Origin of the sequence: Xenorhabdus japonica (genome assembly GCF_900115195.1) — a bacterium.
Lineage (GTDB): Bacteria > Pseudomonadota > Gammaproteobacteria > Enterobacterales > Enterobacteriaceae > Xenorhabdus > Xenorhabdus japonica.
On the sequence record NZ_FOVO01000007.1, the window covers coordinates 82,135 to 101,919 of the forward strand.

Here is a 19,785-nt window from a genome sequence, read left to right on the forward strand (position 1 = left end):
ACTCGATAACACAATTCGGTATTTGGGTGTTGAAATTGAAGATGATCTGAAACCATCCAAAAACATTGATTTATAAACAAGGTCATTATGCTTGATAGTTTGGACTGATATTCATGGAAATTTACAATAATTACTATAAATCAATCCATTAAAAATATTTTTTTAGTTTCAATGCCGTATTTATTTTTTAGGTAATGTCGTATTTTTTCCAGTTTTATTTCCTCTAGTGTATACTTCCTATACATAAAGAAGGAGGTCCTATGACAGCAGCAGATCGAATCAATCAAAAGTTGAAACGTTCGAGACGTTACGTCTTTGAACGCAAAGATTTTGAAGACATTGCCAGTTATGACCAGATCGGCCGTGCGCTTAATCAATTGATCAAGCAAGGTGAACTGATGAAAATCGGATATGGCCTGTATACTAAAGCACGTAAGAACAGCCTCACAGGTCGCCTAATGCCAACGAATCCTGGTGGCACCGATGCGATTTTACGTGAAACTCTTAAGATGAAAGGCGTAGACTTCGAAGTAGATAGTCTATCGTTGCAAAGTCTTTCCAGTAATAGCACGCAAATCCCTTCATCTGTGCAGTATTCGTGGAATCCTAAACAGTTTAATCGCAAGCTGGTTGTTGGTAATCGCGTACTTAACTCACCAAGTTAAAAATGAAAAAATTAAAAGATCAATTCTTAGAGGTTTCCGATGCCTTAAAGCTCGGAAACCCAGCCATTATTGAAAAAGATTACTGGGTAGTGGCTTTACTTGCTGAGTTAGCAAAGCTTACTTTTGATACGCATCAAATGGTCTTTTCTGGCGGGACGGCACTGGCTAAATCCAATGTAAAAATCCTCAGGATGTCGGAAGATGTCGACATCAAACTCATTCCAACGGATGCATTTAACTCATTCGGTCGTGACAAGCGCAAGGCGACACGTAAAGCTCTGGTGCAACAAATCGCAGAATCTCTAACTCACCAATCAAGCCATTTTTCTATTAAAGAAAAAAAGGCCCGTGATGAATACCGCTGCGTCGAATATGAACTGAAATACCCACAGCAATTTAGCCAAGTTCCTTGCTTGCGCCCAATCATAAAACTGGAGCTGATGGAGACCATACCTCTGCTTCAAGTAGAACAGCGTAGCATTCAATCACTGGTTGCAGAGTTGTATCATCAACTTCAAGAAGTCAACGAATTTGCTTGTATCTCCGCCCAATCCACGTTGGTTGAATACTGCGCAGTACCATGCTAGTTAAACGAAATTCTGAACGCAAAGATGATGCTACGTTGATACGCCATATCTACGATGTACATTGTATTGACGCAGACCAGAAACTTGATTTTGAAACTCTTATGCCCCTTTTACAAACCGTGTTACAAGAAGACGTTAAGCGATTTGGTAATCAGCATGCGGAGTTTGTTGCTAACCCTGTTCAAGAATTACAACCGGGCTTGCAAGAGTTAGAGTCTAACTATATGTTTTATAATATGTTTACAGACTTTATCACCCCAATGGTGTTTAATACAGAAACACTCGATTTCGATACCTGCTTTGCCTCATTTAAGCGCATTGCTCAGTCATTGATGAATAGTAATTAGAGTAGAACATGAATAAACAACAACTGGCCGCCAAGATTTGGGAATCGGCTAACCAAATGCGTTCTAAAATCGAAGCAAACGACTACAAAGATTATATCTTAGGCTTCATTTTTTATAAGTTTTTGTCTGATAAGCAAATTCAGTTCTTAATCCAAAACGAATTTGATGAGCAATCGATCAAAGAATTGAATGAGAGCGATACCGACACCCTCAAATACATTCAAGACGAATTAGGTTACTTCATCGCTTATGACAACCTGTTCTCAACTTGGATCAGTGATGGTAAAGATTTCGACATTGCTTATGTGCGTGATGCGTTATCGGCGTTCAGCCGCTTGATTAATCCAGCTCATAAAGACTTGTTTGACGGTATTTTTACTACCCTGGAAACAGGACTAAGCAAGTTGGGTGAAAGCGCAGCAGCACAAACCAAAGCGGCGATGAATCTGATTCACCTGATTGATGATATTCCGATGAAAAGCAAGCATGACTATGATGTGCTTGGTTTTATCTACGAATACTTAATCAGTTCGTTTGCTGCGAATGCGGGGAAAAAAGCTGGAGAATTCTACACTCCCCATGAAGTCTCGGTATTGATGTCAGAAATCATGGCTGAACACCTAAAAGACCATAGACATATCAAAATTTACGATCCAACCAGTGGTTCCGGCTCTCTGTTGATCAACATCGGTCAATCGGTAGAAAAACGTCTTGATGGTGAAAATAACATTCGTTATTACGCGCAAGAGCTCAAGCAAAACACCTACAACTTAACTCGTATGAACTTGTTTATGCGTGGTATTTTGCCAAATAACATCATCACCCGTAACGCCGATACACTCGAAGATGATTGGCCTTTGAATGAAGATAAAACCCATGAACCGATGCGTGTGGATGCGGTTGTCTCTAACCCTCCTTATTCACAAAAGTGGGATCCAGAGTTTAAAGACAAAGACCCTCGCTATTCGCCTTTTGGTTTAGCGCCAAAAACGAAGGCAGATTATGCATTCTTGCTACACGATCTGTACCACTTGAAACCCGATGGCATTATGACCATCGTTTTACCACACGGGGTATTATTCCGTGGTGGTGGTGGTGAAGGAAAGATCCGTGAGAACCTCATTGAAAAGAATCATATTGATGCCATTATCGGCTTACCAGCAAATATCTTCTTCGGTACGGGCATTCCAACCATTATTTTGGTGCTTAAGCAAACACGTAACAATGACGATGTATTGATCATCGACGCCTCAAAAGGGTACGTGAAAGAAGGTAAGAACAACAAACTCCGCGCTTGTGACATGAAACGTATTGTGGATGCCGTGGTCACTCGTAAACCACAGGAAAAATTTGCCGCCTTAGTTAGCCGTGACACCATTCGCGATAATGGTTATAACCTCAATATTCCGCGTTATGTGGATTCTTCAGATGCAGCGGAAAGTTGGGATATTTACGCCTCTATGTTTGGTGGTATTCCTAATAACGAACTGGATGCGCTAAAACACTATTGGCAAGCTATGCCTAACCTCAAGGCAAGCCTGTTTAAACTAACATCCAGTAATTACTCAGCATTAAAAGTTGCTGATGTGAAAGCAGCGATTGAAGCAAGCTGTGATGTGCAGCAATTTATGGCAATTTATCAAGACGTCTTTGGAAATTTCGAAACTTACTTGACACAAAGCTTGATTAAAGAGTTGTTAAAAGTCAAACCTTCGCGCCAACAAGATATCATCAGTGAAGAGATTTTCCGCCGTTTAGAAGGGATCGCACTGATTGATAAATACGATGCTTACCAATTGCTTGATGATCAATGGCAGCAACTCAGTGCGGATTTGGAAATGATCCAAACCGAAGGTATGGATACCTGTAAAGTAGTTGAACCGAATATGGTGACCAAAAAGCAAAAAGGCAAAGACGTTCAGGTTCAAGACGGTTGGTTTGGTCGCATCTTCCCCTTTGCGTTGGTTGAAAAAACCTACTTTGCAAAAAACCTAGCAAAAATCCAAGTAATGGCAGAGCGTTTGCAAAGCATCGAATCCGAGGTTCAAGAGATCTTCGATTCGCTTAGCGAAGACGATAAAGAAGCGGAATGTGTTAATGACGACAAAACTGCATTTGTTACCGCAGCGTTGAACAAAGAAGTGAAACAAATCAAAGCCGACAAAAAGAAAGGCGAAACATTTGATGATAACAGCTTTGAAAGCAAGTTACTTGCCGTAGACAAATTACAAACAGAAGATAAGTCACTGAAAGTAAACCTCAAAGCCGCCAATGAAACTTTGCTAGAAGCAACACGTAAAAAAATCGAAAACTTAACCCAAGATGAGATTGATCATCTATTGCTGCTTAAATGGGTAAAACCAATTGTTAATTCCCTAGATAAACTGCCAAATCAAGTCTTGCAACAACTGACCAGTAAGCTGGAAACTTTGGCAGAAAAGTATGCACAAACGTATGCCGATATTGCTCAAGAAACGCAACAAGTGGAGCGAAGCTTGGCGGCAATGATGGGCGAACTGCAAGGCAATGAATTTGATATGCAGGGCTTAAAAGAGCTGCAACAGTTCCTTTCTGGTGAAAAGTTGCAAGGTGGCGCCAATGAGTAATGAAAAAACGTTGCAACCTGCGCTGCGTTTTTCTGGTTGTGACGGTGATTGGAAGTCCACTAGTCTTGCTGATGTTGTTGATGTCCGAAGTGGTCGTGATTATAAGCACTTAAACCAAGGTAGCATCCCAGTATATGGTACAGGCGGGTATATGCTTAGCGTTGATAAGGCTCTGTCTTATAATGAAGATGCTATAGGTATTGGTAGAAAAGGGACAATTGATCGCCCATTCGTTCTTAGAGCGCCATTTTGGACCGTCGACACATTGTTCTACGCAGTTCCTAAACTAAACAATGATTTACAATTTACATATAGTCTTTTTCAGAAAGTGAATTGGAAAGATAAAGATGAGTCAACTGGCGTACCTAGTTTATCAAAAGTTGCAATTAATGGTATTCCTGTCATTTCCTGTTCATTAAGAGAACAAACTAAAATCGGAGACTATTTTCAAAACATCGATCAGCAACTAAAACTCTATCAATACAAACACACCAAGTTGCAGCAATTAAAAAAGGCAATGCTGAGTAAGATGTTCCCAAAAGCAGGAGCAAAAGTGCCAGAGATGCGTTTTGCTGGGTTTAGTGGGGATTGGGAAACAAAACAATTTGATAGAGTTGTCGATTTTTATTCAGGGCTGACTTACTCACCTAAAAGTATAGTAAAAAGTAACGGAACATTAGTTTTACGGTCTTCAAATATTCAGAATGGGCAATTAACTTTTAATGATAATGTCTTTGTTCATCACAATGTAGTTAATTCAATAAATGTTGAAGCTGGAGATATTATCGTTGTTGTTCGAAATGGCTCTAGGACATTAATTGGTAAGCATGCAGCCGTATTAACGTCGATGCCTAATACAGTTATTGGTGCTTTTATGACTGGGATACGAACCAATCAGTCTAAATTTATTAATGCATTGCTTGATACACCGCTTTTTCAAAAAGCTGTCGAGAAAAATTTGGGAGCAACAATTAACCAGATTACAACAGGTGCTTTTAAAGCGATGGAATTTGAATTTCCAATAGATCAAAATGAACAAACTAAAATCGGTAATTACTTCTATAACCTCGATCGCTTAATTGCTCTCCAGCAGCAACACATTAATAAGCTGAAAAATATTAAGCAAGCGTGCTTAGAAAAAATGTTTGTTTAAGCACTAAATCAATACCCAATAGGATGCGCTCACCACGTTAGTTTAGGGGCGCACTCTGATGTCAATTTTTTTGTTACCTCTAGTAAGCGCGAGGTGACCGTGTTTAAAACTGTACGCTAAGGATAAGCTGTGACCTACACCAGTGAAGCCCAATTTGAACAAGATGTTGTCACCGAGCTGTGTAAGAAAGGCTGGGAAGATAAGGTCTTAACTAACCTTACAAAAGCCGATTTACTGCAAAATTGGGCGGATATTCTATATCAAAATAACAACAGCATTGATCGCCTAAACAATGTGCCACTCAGCCAGAGTGAGATGCAGCAAATTATAGAGCAAATCATTGCGCTTAAAACACCACTCAAGCTAAACGGTTTTATTAACGGTAAAACGGTCTCTATTAAACGTGACAATGCCGCAGACACTCTGCACTATGGCAAAGAGATCAGTCTCAATATTTACGACCGCCAAGAAATAGCCGCGGGGAAAAGCCGGTATCAAATTGTTCAGCAACCTCGATTTGAGCGTAAAAGTGCCGTCCAGCACGACAGGCGCGGTGATCTTTTGTTGCTGATCAATGGCATGCCCGTTATCCACCTTGAACTCAAACGTTCAGCCGTCCCAGTGATTGAGGCGTGTAACCAGATAGAAAAATACACCCATGAAGGGCATTTTAGCGGCAGCATCATGGCGTTAGTGCAGGTGTTTGTTGCAATGAATCCAGATAACACCTTGTATTTTGCTAACCCTGGAAAGGACGGGATCTTTAATCATGATTACTACTTCCAGTGGGCCGATTTTTCTAATGAACCCATCAACAACTGGCAGAAAGTGATCGAGGGGTTGCTATCCATCCCAATGGCTCACCAGTTAATTGGTTTTTATACCGTTGCCGACAATGCCGATGGCATTCTTAAAGTGATGCGCAGCTATCAGTATTACGCTGCTAATGCTATTTCAAGTAAAGTCGCCAGCTTGGACTGGTCTATTAAAAATAAAGGTGGCTACATTTGGCATACCACTGGCTCGGGTAAAACCATGACCAGCTTTAAGTCTGCGCAACTGATTGCTAACTCTGGCGATGCCGATAAAGTGGTGTTTTTGATGGACCGCATCGAGTTAGGAACACAATCCTTAGAAGAATACCGCAGCTTTGCCGATGCCAGTGATGATGTGCAAGGAACAGAAAATACCCATATTCTGATCGCCAAACTGAAAAGCATAAAGCCAAGCGATGGCTTGATTGTGACTTCAATTCAAAAGATGAGCAACATCCACGATGAAGGACAATTAAAAACTGCGGATATCGACTGTATTAATCAAAAGCGCATTGTATTCATTGTCGACGAAGCTCATCGTTCAACCTTTGGCGATATGCTTTCTATCATCAAAGCCACTTTCCCTAATGCGGTGTTCTTTGGCTTTACGGGAACGCCAATACAGGAAGAAAACCAGAAGAAGGACAGCACAACCAGTACGATTTTTGGTGATGAGTTACATCGTTATAGCATTGCGGATGGTATTCGAGATGGTAACGTGCTGGGGTTCGACCCTTGCAAAGTGATGACGTATCGTGATGATGACTTACGCGAGGCGGTTGCGCTTGAAAAAGCCAAAGCAACGAGTGTTGCTGAAGTGTTTGCCGATCCTGCAAAAACTAAAATTTATGAAAAGTACATGGACAGTGCTCGAGTGCCAATGGCGACCCAAGAAATCAATGGTAAAAAAGTGCGAGGCATTGAAGAATTACTGCCTACAACGCAATATGATCGTATAGAGCATAAACAGCAAGTCATTAATGATATTCTGGCTAACTGGGTACGTTTTAGCCGTAATAATCAGTTTCATGGCATTTTTGCCACACACAGTATTCCTGATGCCTTACAGTATTATCGATTATTCAAACAGCAAGCTCCTCAACTGAAGATAACAGCATTGTTTGATCCTAATCTTGATAACAAAGGTAACGCCGTGACTAAAGAGGCTGGGTTAATTGAGATTATTGAAGACTATAACAAAACCTACAATACAACCTATACCTTGCCCACTCATGCGCAATTTAAAAAGGATATTGCGGCACGTCTTGCGCACAAAAAACCTTATCAATATGTCGAACAACAACCGGATCAGCAATTACATTTACTGATTGTTGTTGATCAGATGCTCACCGGTTATGACTCCAAATGGGTGAATACCCTGTATTTGGATAAAGAACTTGAGTACGCAAATATCATTCAAGCGTTTTCTCGCACTAACCGATTGTTTGGTATTGATAAACCTTTTGGCAACATTCGTTATTATCGCAAACCGCACACAATGGAACTCAACATCAATAAAGCGCTCAAGCTCTATTCTGGAGATCGTCCTTATGGTGTATTTGTGGAGAAATTGGAAGATAATTTGCATTCTCTCAATGAAAAATTTGCCGAGATAGAAATCATTTTCAAAAACGCGAAGATCAGCGATTTTAGTCAGTTACCAAAAGATGAAGAGACTCGTGCTAAATTTGCCAGTCTGTTTAATGAATTCAGCAAAATCTTGGAGGCGGTGAAAGTTCAAGGATTTAATTGGCAAGAAAACAGCTATTCATTTGAAGAAACGGGTAATACCGTGGATATTGATTTTGATGAGAATCAGTATCAAGCGATGTTACAACGTTATAAAGAGTTGTCATCCTCTTCGGGTAATGGTGGCGATGTGCCTGCTGTGCCTTATGCCATTTTGGGCTATTTAACCAAGCAAAACACAGGGCGAATTGATCATAACTATATGAACGCTCAGTTCACCAAATTTCTTAAGCAATGCGATCAACCGAATGTCACGCCAGAGGAGATGCAGCAAACGCTTGATGAACTGCATAAATCCTTTGCTACCTTAAGCCAAGCGGAACAAAAACAGGCAAACAAGCTACTGATTGATATACGGGCAGGTAATTTAATCATCGAAGCAGGCAAATCCTTACAGGATTACATTACCCGTGCTCAAGCAGAGGAAGAAGATAAAACCTTGCAGGAAATGATCGACGCTTTGGGACTCGATGGTAAGCAGCTTAAAACACTGACGAAAGGAAACCTCACCGCCGCTAACTTAAACGATTATGGTCGTTTTGATGCACTTAAGGCAACAGTGGATAAAGCCAAAGCTAAGGCCTATCTAGAAGATAAATTAGGCACAAAGCTAACGCCACCTAAAATCAATATTGAACTGAACAAGCTACTGCGGGAGTTTATTTTGCAGGGTGCCACAGATTAGATACGCTACATTCGATAGAGTTAAATGTATTTTGCATAATTAACCTGAATTCTGGATAAGAAATTGACGTGAAGCCTGTTCCAGGAGCTATGTTTTGGTACACGCCGAAACAGCTTCGGGGAGGAACAGGCCATGGACAAGTTAGTTGAAATTTTCTGTGATGTCGACGATTTTTGCCGTTTTTTTATCCCGAAGTGGGAGCAATTTTGTCTCGATAACGGATACCGTCTGCGTCGCCGACAAGGTCACATGTATCCCAGTGAAATTATGACCATTTTGATCCTTTTTCACATGTCACATTACCGTAACTTTAAAGCCTTCTATTTGGAGTGTCTCTGGGTATATCACCACCATGATTTTCCCTCCTTGCTCAGTCATACCTGTTTCGTTAGTGTCGCGCCCTCCGTTTTGGTACCACTATGCAGTTATCTGACTCAATGAAAAGGAAAACCCACGGGGATTGCTTTTATTGATTCCACCCATTTGAAAGCAACACAGTTCGGGCGGGAAAAGCCATCTTTCTTCTCTGAGCAAACATGGCAACCGTCATCTCCGAACGTTAATTATTCATGGTGCCCGCGCGATGATGCAGGGCGTACAAAAACGGGATGACCCTTTAGGCGAGTGGCTAAGAGCGTTGATTACCCGATGTGGCGCCATGAAAGCGGTGGTTGCTTTAGCTAACAAGCTGACCCGAATTACCTGGCGTATTCTGACGGATAAGGTTGATTATGTTTCAGATTAATGGAAACTTCATCTCCGCTAGTAACCATCTTAATACCGGAACTATCATCCACATAACGGGTTTGGTATAGCTATCGAAGTTTTTGAGAAAGGAAACAAGGACGATATCCCCGCAGTTCGACTCCATAGGCTATAGCATCTATTCAAGTGGCGCGATTGACGTTTCATTCGAAGATTGGAAGTTGGATGGAGCTCCAGTAAGGGAATTGGCTTTGGGAGTCAGTTATGGTTGCACTATCGTCTCCCAATATTAATTTATTAAAATTTTTAGCCTAATCAGACCTCGTTTTGCATCCACAAAAAGGACAAATCAAATAACGTACTGCAAAAATACATTTATGTACTTTGTACTTTGCGATTTGAAATCTCTCAGAGATAAATCATCTCATTATCGGCTTATACAGCAAAAAACTCCCTCAATTCGATGATTATTCATAGATAAATCGCAAAATAAAAAATATATCTTTTTGCAAAAAGTACTTAAGCCGAACCGAAAAGAACAAATATTATTGTTTTTATTGAAAAAATATGAAAAAAATCCCTTTATCAAACGAGATATATCCTTTATTTTAAATAATCTTGAAAGTACGAATGAACTCTAATTTTGGATAAATTAAAAGTCTATTTAGTAGAAAAGCTAATAATAAGTAATATTTTTAATGGAAACTTAGTAAATAAACCACAATTATCAATTAAAATGTTTAGATGTCTTTATATAATCCAAATCAATAAAATTTGATTAAAAAACAAAACATTTTATACCAAACTGTCTAATTTGGATTTATAATCTATATGATAATTATTAAATAGAATTAAGTTTTGGATATGTATTATATTTGGGTATTAATTCTGATTAATCTTAGGATACTTGGATGCTATCAAGTGATATTTTTTCATCATTAATACTACTGTAACGCAATAAAATATGAGAATAACAAAAAAAATTCATATATTATAATTACTTAAATGAAATGGTTTTCATTATGTAATGAAATTTGACTTAGGTTATATTATGTAGGATTATGTGGACAGTTTGGTATATTTTGTCCAGTTTATAATCTAAAAAAATCACCAATAAGAATAGAATATGTCAATTAATATGATACTAGATAACTATTTATTATTTTTTGCGTATTTATCTTATTAAGTTGATTGAAAATCATTATAAATCAACAAAATAATTTATATAAAATCACACAAAACCCTATGAGGCAAAAACTAGGAGAATAGTTATCTCTCATGCAAGAAGAACAAGAATTCTGTTCAAGCTGCATCGGCAACACAGTCGGAAAAATGTGTAGAGGTAGCGACAAGACAGAAAAATGTAATTCATATCATGGAAGAACATTCCTTGCTTCGATGCGGGATTGTTTTTTACAAAACGTTAACAAAAAAAGCATGTTATTACAAAAAAAGACGCATATCAGAAAACAAAACGGCGAGTCAGGTAGTAACAATAGGCATACCGTGAACGGTAATAAATCCTTCAAGGCAGGCTCTATTTTACGAGCAACTGGCGGAGCGAAAATCTAACTAATTTCAAGCTCCAGCAAGTCTCCTTGGTGACGCCATAACTTACTAATTAAAAAAGGATAAGATATGGAAGATGCAAATCTATTAGTCGGACAACGCATTCAAATCAAGAGAAAAGAACAGGGTATCACTGCGACAGCATTAGCGAAGCAGATTGGCATCAGTCAACAGCAACTTTCACGTTATGAAAGGGGAACAAACCGAATCAATATAACCCATCTTGTTGTTATTGTTAGAATATTAGATACTCCGATTGCTTGGTTTTTCCAAGATTGTATAGAAGGCAAAAAAGAGGACAGCACTGTTAATAAACTTACGGATCAATTTACTCCCATTGCTGAAACAACTATAGGGAAAAATGGTTGTTAAATGGGACAAGATAAATTCGTCAGAAGCCTATTGTGTCACTGATTTCAATTATCCAATCCAGGCTTCTGACTCTTGTCAAATATCACTGTAAAGCTGTGCATTATCGGGTGTGTCCCATCATATCAACGATATTGACAATAAATCGCTTAATGGTCATCAACTCTTCCGCCGAGTAGTTTTCCAATCGTTTCAACCAGCTTGCTTCTGCTACTATTCTCCCAAATAGGCATTTCTGGCCGCTTCATTGGCTAGCAATTGCCTTGCCTGTCTCTATCATCCAAAGCAATATGGCCATTTTCGAGTACATAACTACGATCAGCTAGTTTCAGCACCTGATTCGCATTTTGTTCAACTGGGAAAATAGACTGAAAAATCAAAAGATTTCAAAAATAGCATAGTATTCAACGAGCAATATCCCAAACCGCTGCAATATTACGTGCTGTTACCTGCAAGTTATCAGCGCCATTGGCAAGGGCATCTGACAGGGAGCAAGCCTCCGGTATGATGGAAAAAACTGCATCCAACCCATGTTGATGCACAATGTAATAGTCCCGGCTCATTCCCCCAACTAACGCAATGGTGGGAATACCAAATTTTTTCGCAACACGAGCAACACCAATGGGAGTTTTACCGTATATGGTCTGGCTATCTATGCGGCCTTCTCCCGTAATGACCAGATCCGCGCCCTGAATGGCTTCTTCTAGCTTCAAGGTATCGATAACAATCTCAACGCCTGACTGCAATCTCGCTCCCAAGCATCCCAATAAGGAAACGCCCATTCCTCCCGCCGCGCCTGCACCAGCAGCATCAATCACACTTTTCCCCGTTAGGGATTCTATTTTCATTCCATAGTGATGCAATGCAGAATCCAGCGATTTAACCATCTCCGGTGTCGCTCCTTTTTGTGGGCCAAACACCGCTGATGCACCCTGTTCACCACATAATGAGTTATTCACATCACAAGCTACGGTGAGTTCAATTTTCCTGAGACGTGAGTCCAGATTCGTTAAGTCGATGCTTTCCAGCCGAGTTAATGCTGCACCACCAAATGGCAGAATACGACCGCCACCATCCGATAAATTCGCCCCCAGTGCCTGCATCATACCTGCGCCACCATCGTTGGTTGCACTGCCTCCAATGCCTAAGATCAGGTTGCTCGCACCGTGTTCCAATGCAGCCAGAATCAATTCTCCCGTCCCATAACTCGTTGTTACCAGAGGGTTACGCTGTTCTATCGGCACCAAATGCAACCCAGAGGCCGCTGCCATTTCAATTACTGCGGTTTTTCCATCTCCAAGCAAGCCAAAAAATGCCTCAACAGGCTGTCCCAAAGGATCGGTAACAGTACATACGATACGTTTTCCTCCTGTGGCGGCGACCAGTGATTCGACTGTCCCTTCACCACCATCTGCCATAGGCAACTTGATATAGTCTGCTTGTGGATAAACTTCCTTAAAACCCCGCTCTATCGCCTGTGCCACTTGTAAGGCACTCAGGCTTTCCTTAAATGAATCAGGGGCAATCACAATTTTCATAATCAATTCCTCATGACAAAAGGACATCATGCTCTTCACTGCTCACTGCTAATATGAAGTCTGTTGGGATTAAAGCAGGACAGACAAAGCACTACTGTTGCCAGAATTAAGCAATAAGCGATAATCGGCCAGGAAGTTGTGCTGGATAAAAGTGTAATAGCGAGTGTTCCGACGCTCCTTAACAATAGCCCTCCCAAGCAGAAGTAGACTGCTGTAGCAGTCCCTGCTATATGATCGAAACCTCGAAGCGCACCATTAGGTGCCACAGAAACCGCAGTAGCGATACCAACACCGATAAGCCACATTGGGGCGATGAAGCCAAATACTGACTTAGGCATGAGTGTCTCTCCAATAGCCAGCAACAGTGCTCCTGCGATCAGGCAGCACATTCCCGCCCGTAACATGTTCAGGCTTCCCCACCGGGTAATCAGACCTCCCATGATTCGCGAAGCAACTATCATTGCGATGGCCACTGTTGCAAATAGCAAGCTGAAGTTAAGCTGTGATAACCCTTGTCGTCCCATCATTAGCCAAGGAGCTGTCGAAAAAAAGACGAAGAAACTACCCATTCCTGCGCTGTAGCAGAGCGTATATAGCCAGAAATTCAGGCGTCTTACAGGAAAAAGTAGCTGCGACCACTGAAAGTCTGCCGTTCTTTGCCGTCGGGTCTCTGGCCAAAGTTGCCAGGCTGCAATAACAGCTACTGTCATTGCGATCCCTAGTAAACCAAAGATTGCTCGCCACCCCAACCAAGTATCAACCAACACCCCTAGCAGTGGGCCTACTGCTGGAACCATAGCAAGCATAGAGCTAAGTAAGCCATAGATGATGTTGCTTTCCTTACGACCCGAATAGATATCGCGTATAGTCGCGAAAGTGGTTACGCGGCATGCTGAAGCACCGCAGGCTTGAATAACCCGAAAACTCAGAAAAACTTCTGGCGATGAAGCTACAGTAAGGCCGAATGAAGCCACAATGTAAGCAATCCCACCACTAAGTAAAACAGGGCGACGACCAAACTGATCTGACAGTGGACCGAATAGAAGCTGACCGGCTCCTAACAGAACTAGGTATGCCGTCAACGTTAGCTGGATCATCCCGGCTCCTGCACCAAGTACATCGGCTATAAAAGGCACTACGGGTAGATACATATCCATGCCCAGTGATGCCAGTAAATCAAAAGGTGATAACAGTAATATTGTGGCGGTAAGAGAATATCGCCAGGAAAAATCTTTTGAGTGCACGAACCCATCTCCTCAAGTTAAGGATTTGGCGGCGATCTCATAAGCTATGTGGTTTCTGAGAACGCCGCAACAACCGAAAAACTATGGTTGCTACGGCTTATTTAATTGCTTTCTCGGTGGTACTCATATGTGAGTTCTCTCATGAATGAATCCATATCGTAACAGCCTTCACACTATGGTGCGAAGAACCTAAAAAAAAGCGATAAAAAAATTATCGCTTTTTAATCTAGCAAGTTTTACTCAACTAATTATATGTAACTAAATAGCGTGCAACTAAATTGACATGCCATTAATAAGTCTAAGCGTTTACGTCTCAATAGCCAGTCGCAACTTCTTCATTGCATTTTTTTCTAGCTGTCGAACACGCTCGGCAGATACACCATATTTATCTGCCAATTCTTGCAAAGTGGTTTTGTTGTCATCATCCAACCAACGGGAACGAATGATGTCTTGGCTACGTTCATCCAGTCCTTCCATCGCCACAGAAAGTTTATCCGCAGCGTGGCTTTCCCAATTATCTTCTTCAATGCCATCGGCAAAATCAGAAGCTTTGTCTTGCAAATACAGCACCGGAGCCACAGGATGACTATCATGATTGTCATCATTAGAGGACATATCGAATGCCATATCCTGCGCTGACATGCGAGATTCCATCTCCCGGACATCTTTGCTGGTCACACCTAATTCTTTGGCAACCAGATCAACTTCATCCTGATTGAACCATCCCAGACGTTGTTTAGCCTTGCGCAAGTTAAAGAACAGCTTGCGCTGAGCTTTTGTTGTTGCAACTTTCACAATACGCCAATTACGCAATACATATTCATGGATTTCTGCCTTAATCCAATGAACCGCAAAAGAAACCAGACGCACGCCCACCTCTGGATTAAATCGACGAACCGCTTTCATCAGGCCAATATTGCCTTCCTGAATTAAATCCGCTTGCGGCAGACCATAACCGGCATAACTGCGGGCAACATGAACAACGAAGCGCAGGTGAGAAAGAATCAGCTTTTTCGCTGCATCCAGATCTCCCTGGTAATGCAGCCTTTCTGCCAGTTCCCTTTCTTCCTCTGCGGAAAGCATAGGATAAGCATTGGAGGCACGGATATATCCTTCCAAACTACCTTGTGGAACTAACGCCAAAGTTTGCATTTCTTTTGTCATTCAAATTCTCTCAAAATTAGATCCAAATTGATGGCTTTCAAATTTGTCTGAATTAACCAGTGAGATTTATTCAAGCCAAAGATATGTCTATTTTACCACCGTAGAGATCATATTCAAATCGTCTCAATTGTGTGAATATTAGCACAAAGTCATAACTGTGAGTTAGGCAACGATTAAGCCTAAAAGTTCACTATCAGACGCTGCAAACACCTTTATTCCAGCCTAAAGCGACGCAAATGCTGAATTGTCGCAAACCATGCAGCAATCCAACCAATCATACCCGAAATAAGCACTAATAAGAATGTTTCATCCCACCCCAAACTATACAACTTAAAGCTTGTTCCAAAGACACTCGCAACTTCCGTAACCACATCGGAAAGTTTCCACACCAACAGAGAGGAAAGGATCAGCGAGAATATTGCCCCCAAAATCCCCAATAAGGCTCCGCCATTAAGGAAAGGGCGCAGAATAAAACCATCTGTTGCTCCAATCAGTTTCATGACGTTAATCGTCTCACGTCGACTAAAGATACTCAGCCGGACACTGTTACCAATGACCAAGAGCAATGCAACCACCATCAAAATACTTATCACAGCAGCAATTCTGCCAACAAGGGCAGTCAAGGCAGTCAAGCGGGAAAACCAGCTATCATCCATCCTGACTTCTTCAATACCTTTAATCTGCGCAACCTGATCTCGTAATGTCGTTAGTGTCTGAGTACTTTGGAAATTCAATTTGGGAGAAACGATGGCGACCGCCGGAAGAGGATTTTCCTCCAGTAGCTCCAGTGCACTGGCAAACCCCGACCATGCACGGAATTCGTCTATGGCTTCTTCGCGGGAAAGATAATTCACTGATTTCACGCCATCCATGCCTTTCAACTGCTCAATCACCTGTTTGGCGCTATTGTCATTCAGTGACTTATCCAAATAGACTGTGAGTTGTGGAACGGGATACCACTGTATCACTGCTTGGTTGACGTTTTTCCAAACAATATAAAACACACTCGGCAAGGTCAGGGAAATGGCTATCACCATAATGGTCAGCAATGTTGCCAAAGGTTGACCAAACATATCAGACAGAGTGCTTTTCCATGCATAACGCCACTGTACACGCCACCCTCCTTTCAACGATTTGGACTTGGGTGTCTGAGACTGTGTTTTTTTCGCTGAATGACGGACATGCTTAGCCATGCTGTCCTCCTTGCATGCGTCCCTGATTCAGGATCAAGGTACGATAATTTCTTCGCTCAATATTTCTTCGTTCAATAAGAGCGATATCATGAGTAGCCGTCAGAACCGTCACACCAACTCGGTTAAATTCTTCAAACAGACGCATGATTCCCTCTGATAATTCCCCATCCAAATTTCCCGTCGGTTCATCCGCCAACAGTACGGTTGGCTTGTTCACCACTGCGCGGGCGATCCCAACACGCTGTTGTTCTCCTCCAGAAAGCTGAATGGGGAAATTTTTCGCTTTGTCCAGTAAGCCGACCTTATCCAACGCCGCAGATACTCGTCGCCGAATGTCTTCAGTGCTTGCACCAGAGATAATCAGTGGCATAGCAACGTTTTCGTATACCGTGCGATCCAAAAGCAGGTGATGATCCTGAAAAATCATGCCAATCTGACGACGCAGAAAAGGGATTTCCCGAGATTTTAACCGACTGATGTCATGACCAGAAAACCAAATATGGCCTGCACTAGGGCGTTCGATACCACAGATAAGTTTCAAAAGTGTACTTTTACCGGCTCCTGAATGACCGGTTAAAAATACCATTTCTCCTGGAAGTAGATGAAAATCCACCCCTTGTAGCGCCTGCCGACCCCCAAGGTAGGCTTTACTGACCTGTTCAAAGCGAATCATTAATAGTTAATCCTCTCGGGCAAAAAGAGCCTCAATAAAATCGTCTGCCTTAAATGGACGGAGATCTTCAATTCCTTCACCCACGCCAATGTAGCGGATTGGGATCTCAAATTGATCGGCAATAGCGAAGATAACTCCCCCTTTCGCAGTACCATCCAGTTTTGTCAGTGAAATACCCGTCAATCCCACCGCTTCATGGAATAGTTTAGCCTGACTTACTGCATTCTGACCTGTACTTGCATCCAGAGTCAGCATAATTTCATGAGGTGCTTCTTCGTCCAGTTTTTTCATCACTCGAACGATTTTTTTCAATTCTTCCATCAGATGGGATTTGTTCTGCAAGCGCCCTGCGGTATCCGCAATCAGGATATCAACACCTTTGGCCTTGGCTGACTGAATGGCATCAAAAATCACTGAGGCTGGGTCTGCACCCGTATGTTGAGCAACCACAGGAATTTTGTTGCGCTCGCCCCAAACCTGTAATTGCTCTACTGCTGCCGCACGGAAGGTATCCCCGGCCGCCAGCATGACTGATTTGCCCTGAGACTGATATTGGCGCGCCAATTTACCAATAGTGGTCGTTTTGCCAACACCGTTCACGCCCACCATCAAAATGACATAAGGTGATTTGCCTTCAATTTCCAGTGGCTTATCAACTTTCGCCAAAATGTCTGACATCTCTTCTTTCAATTTAGAATAAAGCGCTTCCGCATCTTTCAGCTCCTTACGGCTGGCGTGGGCTGTCAGGTTAGTAATGATCTTACGGGTAGTTTCGACACCCACATCCGCAATCAGTAACTGCTCTTCCAGCTCTTCAAATAGATCATCATCAATTTTCTTACCACGGAATAGACCTAAGAAACCGGAGCCAAGATTTTGACGGGTTTTAACTAAGCTACGTTTCAGACGAGCAAAAAAACCTTCTTTGGTCGGCCGTTCTTGTTCCTTCGGTAATGCAGTTTGTTCTTCTGCCTGACGGGCTGCTTCTTCCGCCAAACGCTGCTGCTCAGCTTCTTCGGCTGCGCGACGGGCTGCTTCTTCAGCCAGACGCTGCCGCTCAGCTTCTTCGGCTGCGCGACGGGCTACTTCTTCCGCAGCTATTCTTTCTTGTTCAGCTTGTTCCTCTTGCTGCTTCTTATCTTGACGACCAAGTCCGAACCAAGAGAAGAAACCTTTTTTTTTCTCTTTTGCCATCAGCCACTACACTCCTCGCGGTTAATTATGGCGTTATAACAGCCTATCCCATGATACTTTTATCTTTTAAGCCACGGCGCTGTTGGCTTCATGACAACCAGAAATCTATTAGATATGTGCTGTTTTATCTACTGGGACAGGTTCTAACGGTGATAAAATCCAGTCTAACATTTTCACCACACCACAACACATATCTATAGCGGATTTCATGGTAAATTAATCAATGGATTTCTTCATTTTCACTCACTTTTTGTCTCTGCCAGATATTATTTAATAGCATCGGATGACAAATGCTTAAGTTATGTAAATTATGACCAAAAAACCACAACGCACGTCTTTGGGGCAAATTCGTATTATTGGCGGAAAATGGCGTGGAAGAAAATTGCCGGTTCCTGATAGTGACGGCCTGCGCCCAACAACAGATCGCGTCCGCGAGACTCTGTTTAACTGGCTGATGCCAATAATTCAAGATGCTCGTTGCCTGGATTGTTTTTCCGGCAGCGGCGCTCTTGGATTTGAGGCTTTGTCACGTTATGCAAGTCACGCAACCTTAATTGAATATGATCGCAATGTGGCGAAACAACTATCGGTTAACCTAGCCTCACTGAAAGCTGAAAATGCCGATGTGGTACAAGGTAGTGCACTACAATACCTCAACGAATCCCTTAACGGCACAGAGACACCGTATAATGTGGTCTTCCTCGATCCTCCATTCCGTAAAGGAATGCTGGCTGAAACAATCAATTTATTGGAAACCAATGGCTGGCTAGCAGAAGAAAGCTGGATTTATGTTGAAGCAGAAGCAGAATCTGCGGCAACAGAAGTTCCTCCAAACTGGAAACTGCATCGGGAAAAAATTGCTGGACAAGTTGCTTACCGATTATATATTCGCCATCAGTAAATATGGTGTCTGAACAGTTTAAACATAATTTCGGAGTTAATGATGTTTATTCAATTAGGAAGAGTAATTATGCTCTTAGTTTGGGGTATCATGATCTTCAATTTGCTTCATCCATTCCCTAATCCATTGAAATATTTTATGGATATTGCAATGGTCTTTACGTTAATCATGCATGCTTTTCAATTGCTTCTGCTGAAAAACTCCCAGCCTAAAGATCAAAAACTGTCTGCTTTTCTCCAAGCCAAGATCTTCTTTTTCGGCGTTTTTGAGCTGTTGGCTTGGCAGAAAAAACAACAAAAAGAGAAAGAAGGGGAGAAAAAGTAACTTCCCGCACCAAATGTTCCATTCTGTTTTCTTCCTATTGGAGACAAACCAAATATCGTCAATGAGTAATTATGCTAATTACTCATTGACGTTCTTTATTTTTGATAATAAAACGTTATTTATTCGTTAATAAGAATTAATATCGATAAATCAAGATACTTTCCGTACCAATCCCATTTCAGGTTACTCCATCATTGCTGGCCTTGCCTGTAGTTTTCTCGGACATTTTTTAATTATTCGTTCACTGTTCCTGTGATTGCCTACTTTTATCGGGCAAAGGCTTAAAGAGCAGATCACATAAAGA

General features: G+C 41.7%; 16 protein-coding genes and 3 pseudogenes. 12 read left to right on the forward strand and 7 right to left on the reverse strand.

Features of this window, described 5'->3' with window-relative positions:
* Window positions 1-260 precede the first annotated feature (260 nt).
* From BM135_RS04765 to BM135_RS04805, 10 genes and pseudogenes are all read left to right on the forward strand, one after another.
* Window positions 261-665: a DUF6088 family protein gene (locus BM135_RS04765; RefSeq protein ID WP_092518373.1), complete on the forward strand. Its 405-nt coding sequence runs from the start codon at window positions 261-263 to the stop codon at window positions 663-665.
* An 89-nt stretch (window positions 666-754) separates the two neighbouring features.
* The gene (locus BM135_RS17170) at window positions 755-1,252 is read left to right on the forward strand and encodes a nucleotidyl transferase AbiEii/AbiGii toxin family protein (protein WP_217644285.1); all 498 of its coding nucleotides are present in this window, start codon (window positions 755-757) and stop codon (window positions 1,250-1,252) included.
* The gene (locus tag BM135_RS17175; RefSeq protein ID WP_217644286.1) at window positions 1,246-1,599 is read left to right on the forward strand and encodes a nucleotidyl transferase AbiEii/AbiGii toxin family protein; all 354 of its coding nucleotides are present in this window, start codon (window positions 1,246-1,248) and stop codon (window positions 1,597-1,599) included. The genes BM135_RS17170 and BM135_RS17175 overlap by 7 nt, the downstream gene beginning before the upstream one ends.
* Window positions 1,600-1,607: 8 nt before the next feature.
* Window positions 1,608-4,205 carry a type I restriction-modification system subunit M gene (locus BM135_RS04775; protein WP_092518374.1) on the forward strand — a complete coding sequence of 866 codons (2,598 nt, stop codon included), beginning with the start codon at window positions 1,608-1,610 and terminating at the stop codon, window positions 4,203-4,205.
* The gene (locus BM135_RS04780) at window positions 4,198-5,358 is read left to right on the forward strand and encodes a restriction endonuclease subunit S (RefSeq protein WP_092518375.1); all 1,161 of its coding nucleotides are present in this window, start codon (window positions 4,198-4,200) and stop codon (window positions 5,356-5,358) included. The genes BM135_RS04775 and BM135_RS04780 overlap by 8 nt, the downstream gene beginning before the upstream one ends.
* A gap of 129 nt (window positions 5,359-5,487) precedes the next feature.
* The gene (locus tag BM135_RS04785; protein WP_092518377.1) at window positions 5,488-8,607 is read left to right on the forward strand and encodes a type I restriction endonuclease subunit R; all 3,120 of its coding nucleotides are present in this window, start codon (window positions 5,488-5,490) and stop codon (window positions 8,605-8,607) included.
* A gap of 132 nt (window positions 8,608-8,739) precedes the next feature.
* A pseudogene (locus BM135_RS04790) lies at window positions 8,740-9,045 on the forward strand (IS982 family transposase); the annotation flags it as partial.
* Between the two features lie 49 nt (window positions 9,046-9,094).
* Window positions 9,095-9,352 (forward strand): annotated as a pseudogene (locus BM135_RS16875) (transposase); the annotation flags it as partial.
* A gap of 1,238 nt (window positions 9,353-10,590) precedes the next feature.
* On the forward strand, window positions 10,591-10,884 hold the full coding sequence (locus BM135_RS04800) for a hypothetical protein (RefSeq protein ID WP_092518381.1): 294 nt from the start codon (window positions 10,591-10,593) through the stop codon (window positions 10,882-10,884).
* A gap of 66 nt (window positions 10,885-10,950) precedes the next feature.
* Entirely contained in the window at window positions 10,951-11,253 is a 303-nt protein-coding gene (locus BM135_RS04805) for a helix-turn-helix domain-containing protein (RefSeq protein WP_092518383.1), read from the forward strand.
* A gap of 210 nt (window positions 11,254-11,463) precedes the next feature.
* Here BM135_RS04805 and BM135_RS17290 read toward each other — a convergent pair.
* The 7 genes and pseudogenes from BM135_RS17290 to ftsY form a co-directional block, all read right to left on the reverse strand.
* Window positions 11,464-11,618: pseudogene (locus tag BM135_RS17290) on the reverse strand (branched-chain amino acid ABC transporter ATP-binding protein); the annotation flags it as partial.
* A gap of 36 nt (window positions 11,619-11,654) precedes the next feature.
* Window positions 11,655-12,788 carry a glycerate kinase gene (locus BM135_RS04815; RefSeq protein ID WP_092518385.1) on the reverse strand — a complete coding sequence of 378 codons (1,134 nt, stop codon included), beginning with the start codon at window positions 12,786-12,788 and terminating at the stop codon, window positions 11,655-11,657.
* Window positions 12,789-12,823: 35 nt separating this feature from the next.
* Window positions 12,824-14,032 carry a CmlA/FloR family chloramphenicol efflux MFS transporter gene (cml, locus tag BM135_RS04820; protein ID WP_092518387.1) on the reverse strand — a complete coding sequence of 403 codons (1,209 nt, stop codon included), beginning with the start codon at window positions 14,030-14,032 and terminating at the stop codon, window positions 12,824-12,826.
* Between the two features lie 306 nt (window positions 14,033-14,338).
* Window positions 14,339-15,196 (reverse strand): RNA polymerase sigma factor RpoH, encoded by an 858-nt coding sequence (gene rpoH, locus BM135_RS04825; protein ID WP_092518394.1) that lies wholly within the window; start codon window positions 15,194-15,196, stop codon window positions 14,339-14,341.
* Between the two features lie 212 nt (window positions 15,197-15,408).
* Window positions 15,409-16,389, reverse strand: coding sequence for a permease-like cell division protein FtsX (gene ftsX / locus BM135_RS04830; RefSeq protein WP_092518395.1), 981 nt, complete (start codon window positions 16,387-16,389; stop codon window positions 15,409-15,411).
* A complete protein-coding gene (gene ftsE, locus BM135_RS04835) occupies window positions 16,382-17,062 on the reverse strand; it encodes a cell division ATP-binding protein FtsE (protein WP_092518396.1) in 681 nt (226 codons plus the stop codon). The genes ftsX and ftsE overlap by 8 nt, the downstream gene beginning before the upstream one ends.
* A gap of 6 nt (window positions 17,063-17,068) precedes the next feature.
* On the reverse strand, window positions 17,069-18,256 hold the full coding sequence (ftsY, locus tag BM135_RS04840; protein WP_092518397.1) for a signal recognition particle-docking protein FtsY: 1,188 nt from the start codon (window positions 18,254-18,256) through the stop codon (window positions 17,069-17,071).
* Window positions 18,257-18,566: 310 nt separating this feature from the next.
* On the opposite strand from ftsY, the gene rsmD reads away from it, so the two are divergent.
* The gene (gene rsmD, locus BM135_RS04845; RefSeq protein ID WP_092518398.1) at window positions 18,567-19,157 is read left to right on the forward strand and encodes a 16S rRNA (guanine(966)-N(2))-methyltransferase; all 591 of its coding nucleotides are present in this window, start codon (window positions 18,567-18,569) and stop codon (window positions 19,155-19,157) included.
* Between the two features lie 42 nt (window positions 19,158-19,199).
* The gene (locus BM135_RS04850; RefSeq protein ID WP_092518399.1) at window positions 19,200-19,481 is read left to right on the forward strand and encodes a DUF1145 family protein; all 282 of its coding nucleotides are present in this window, start codon (window positions 19,200-19,202) and stop codon (window positions 19,479-19,481) included.
* Window positions 19,482-19,785: the final 304 nt, after the last annotated feature.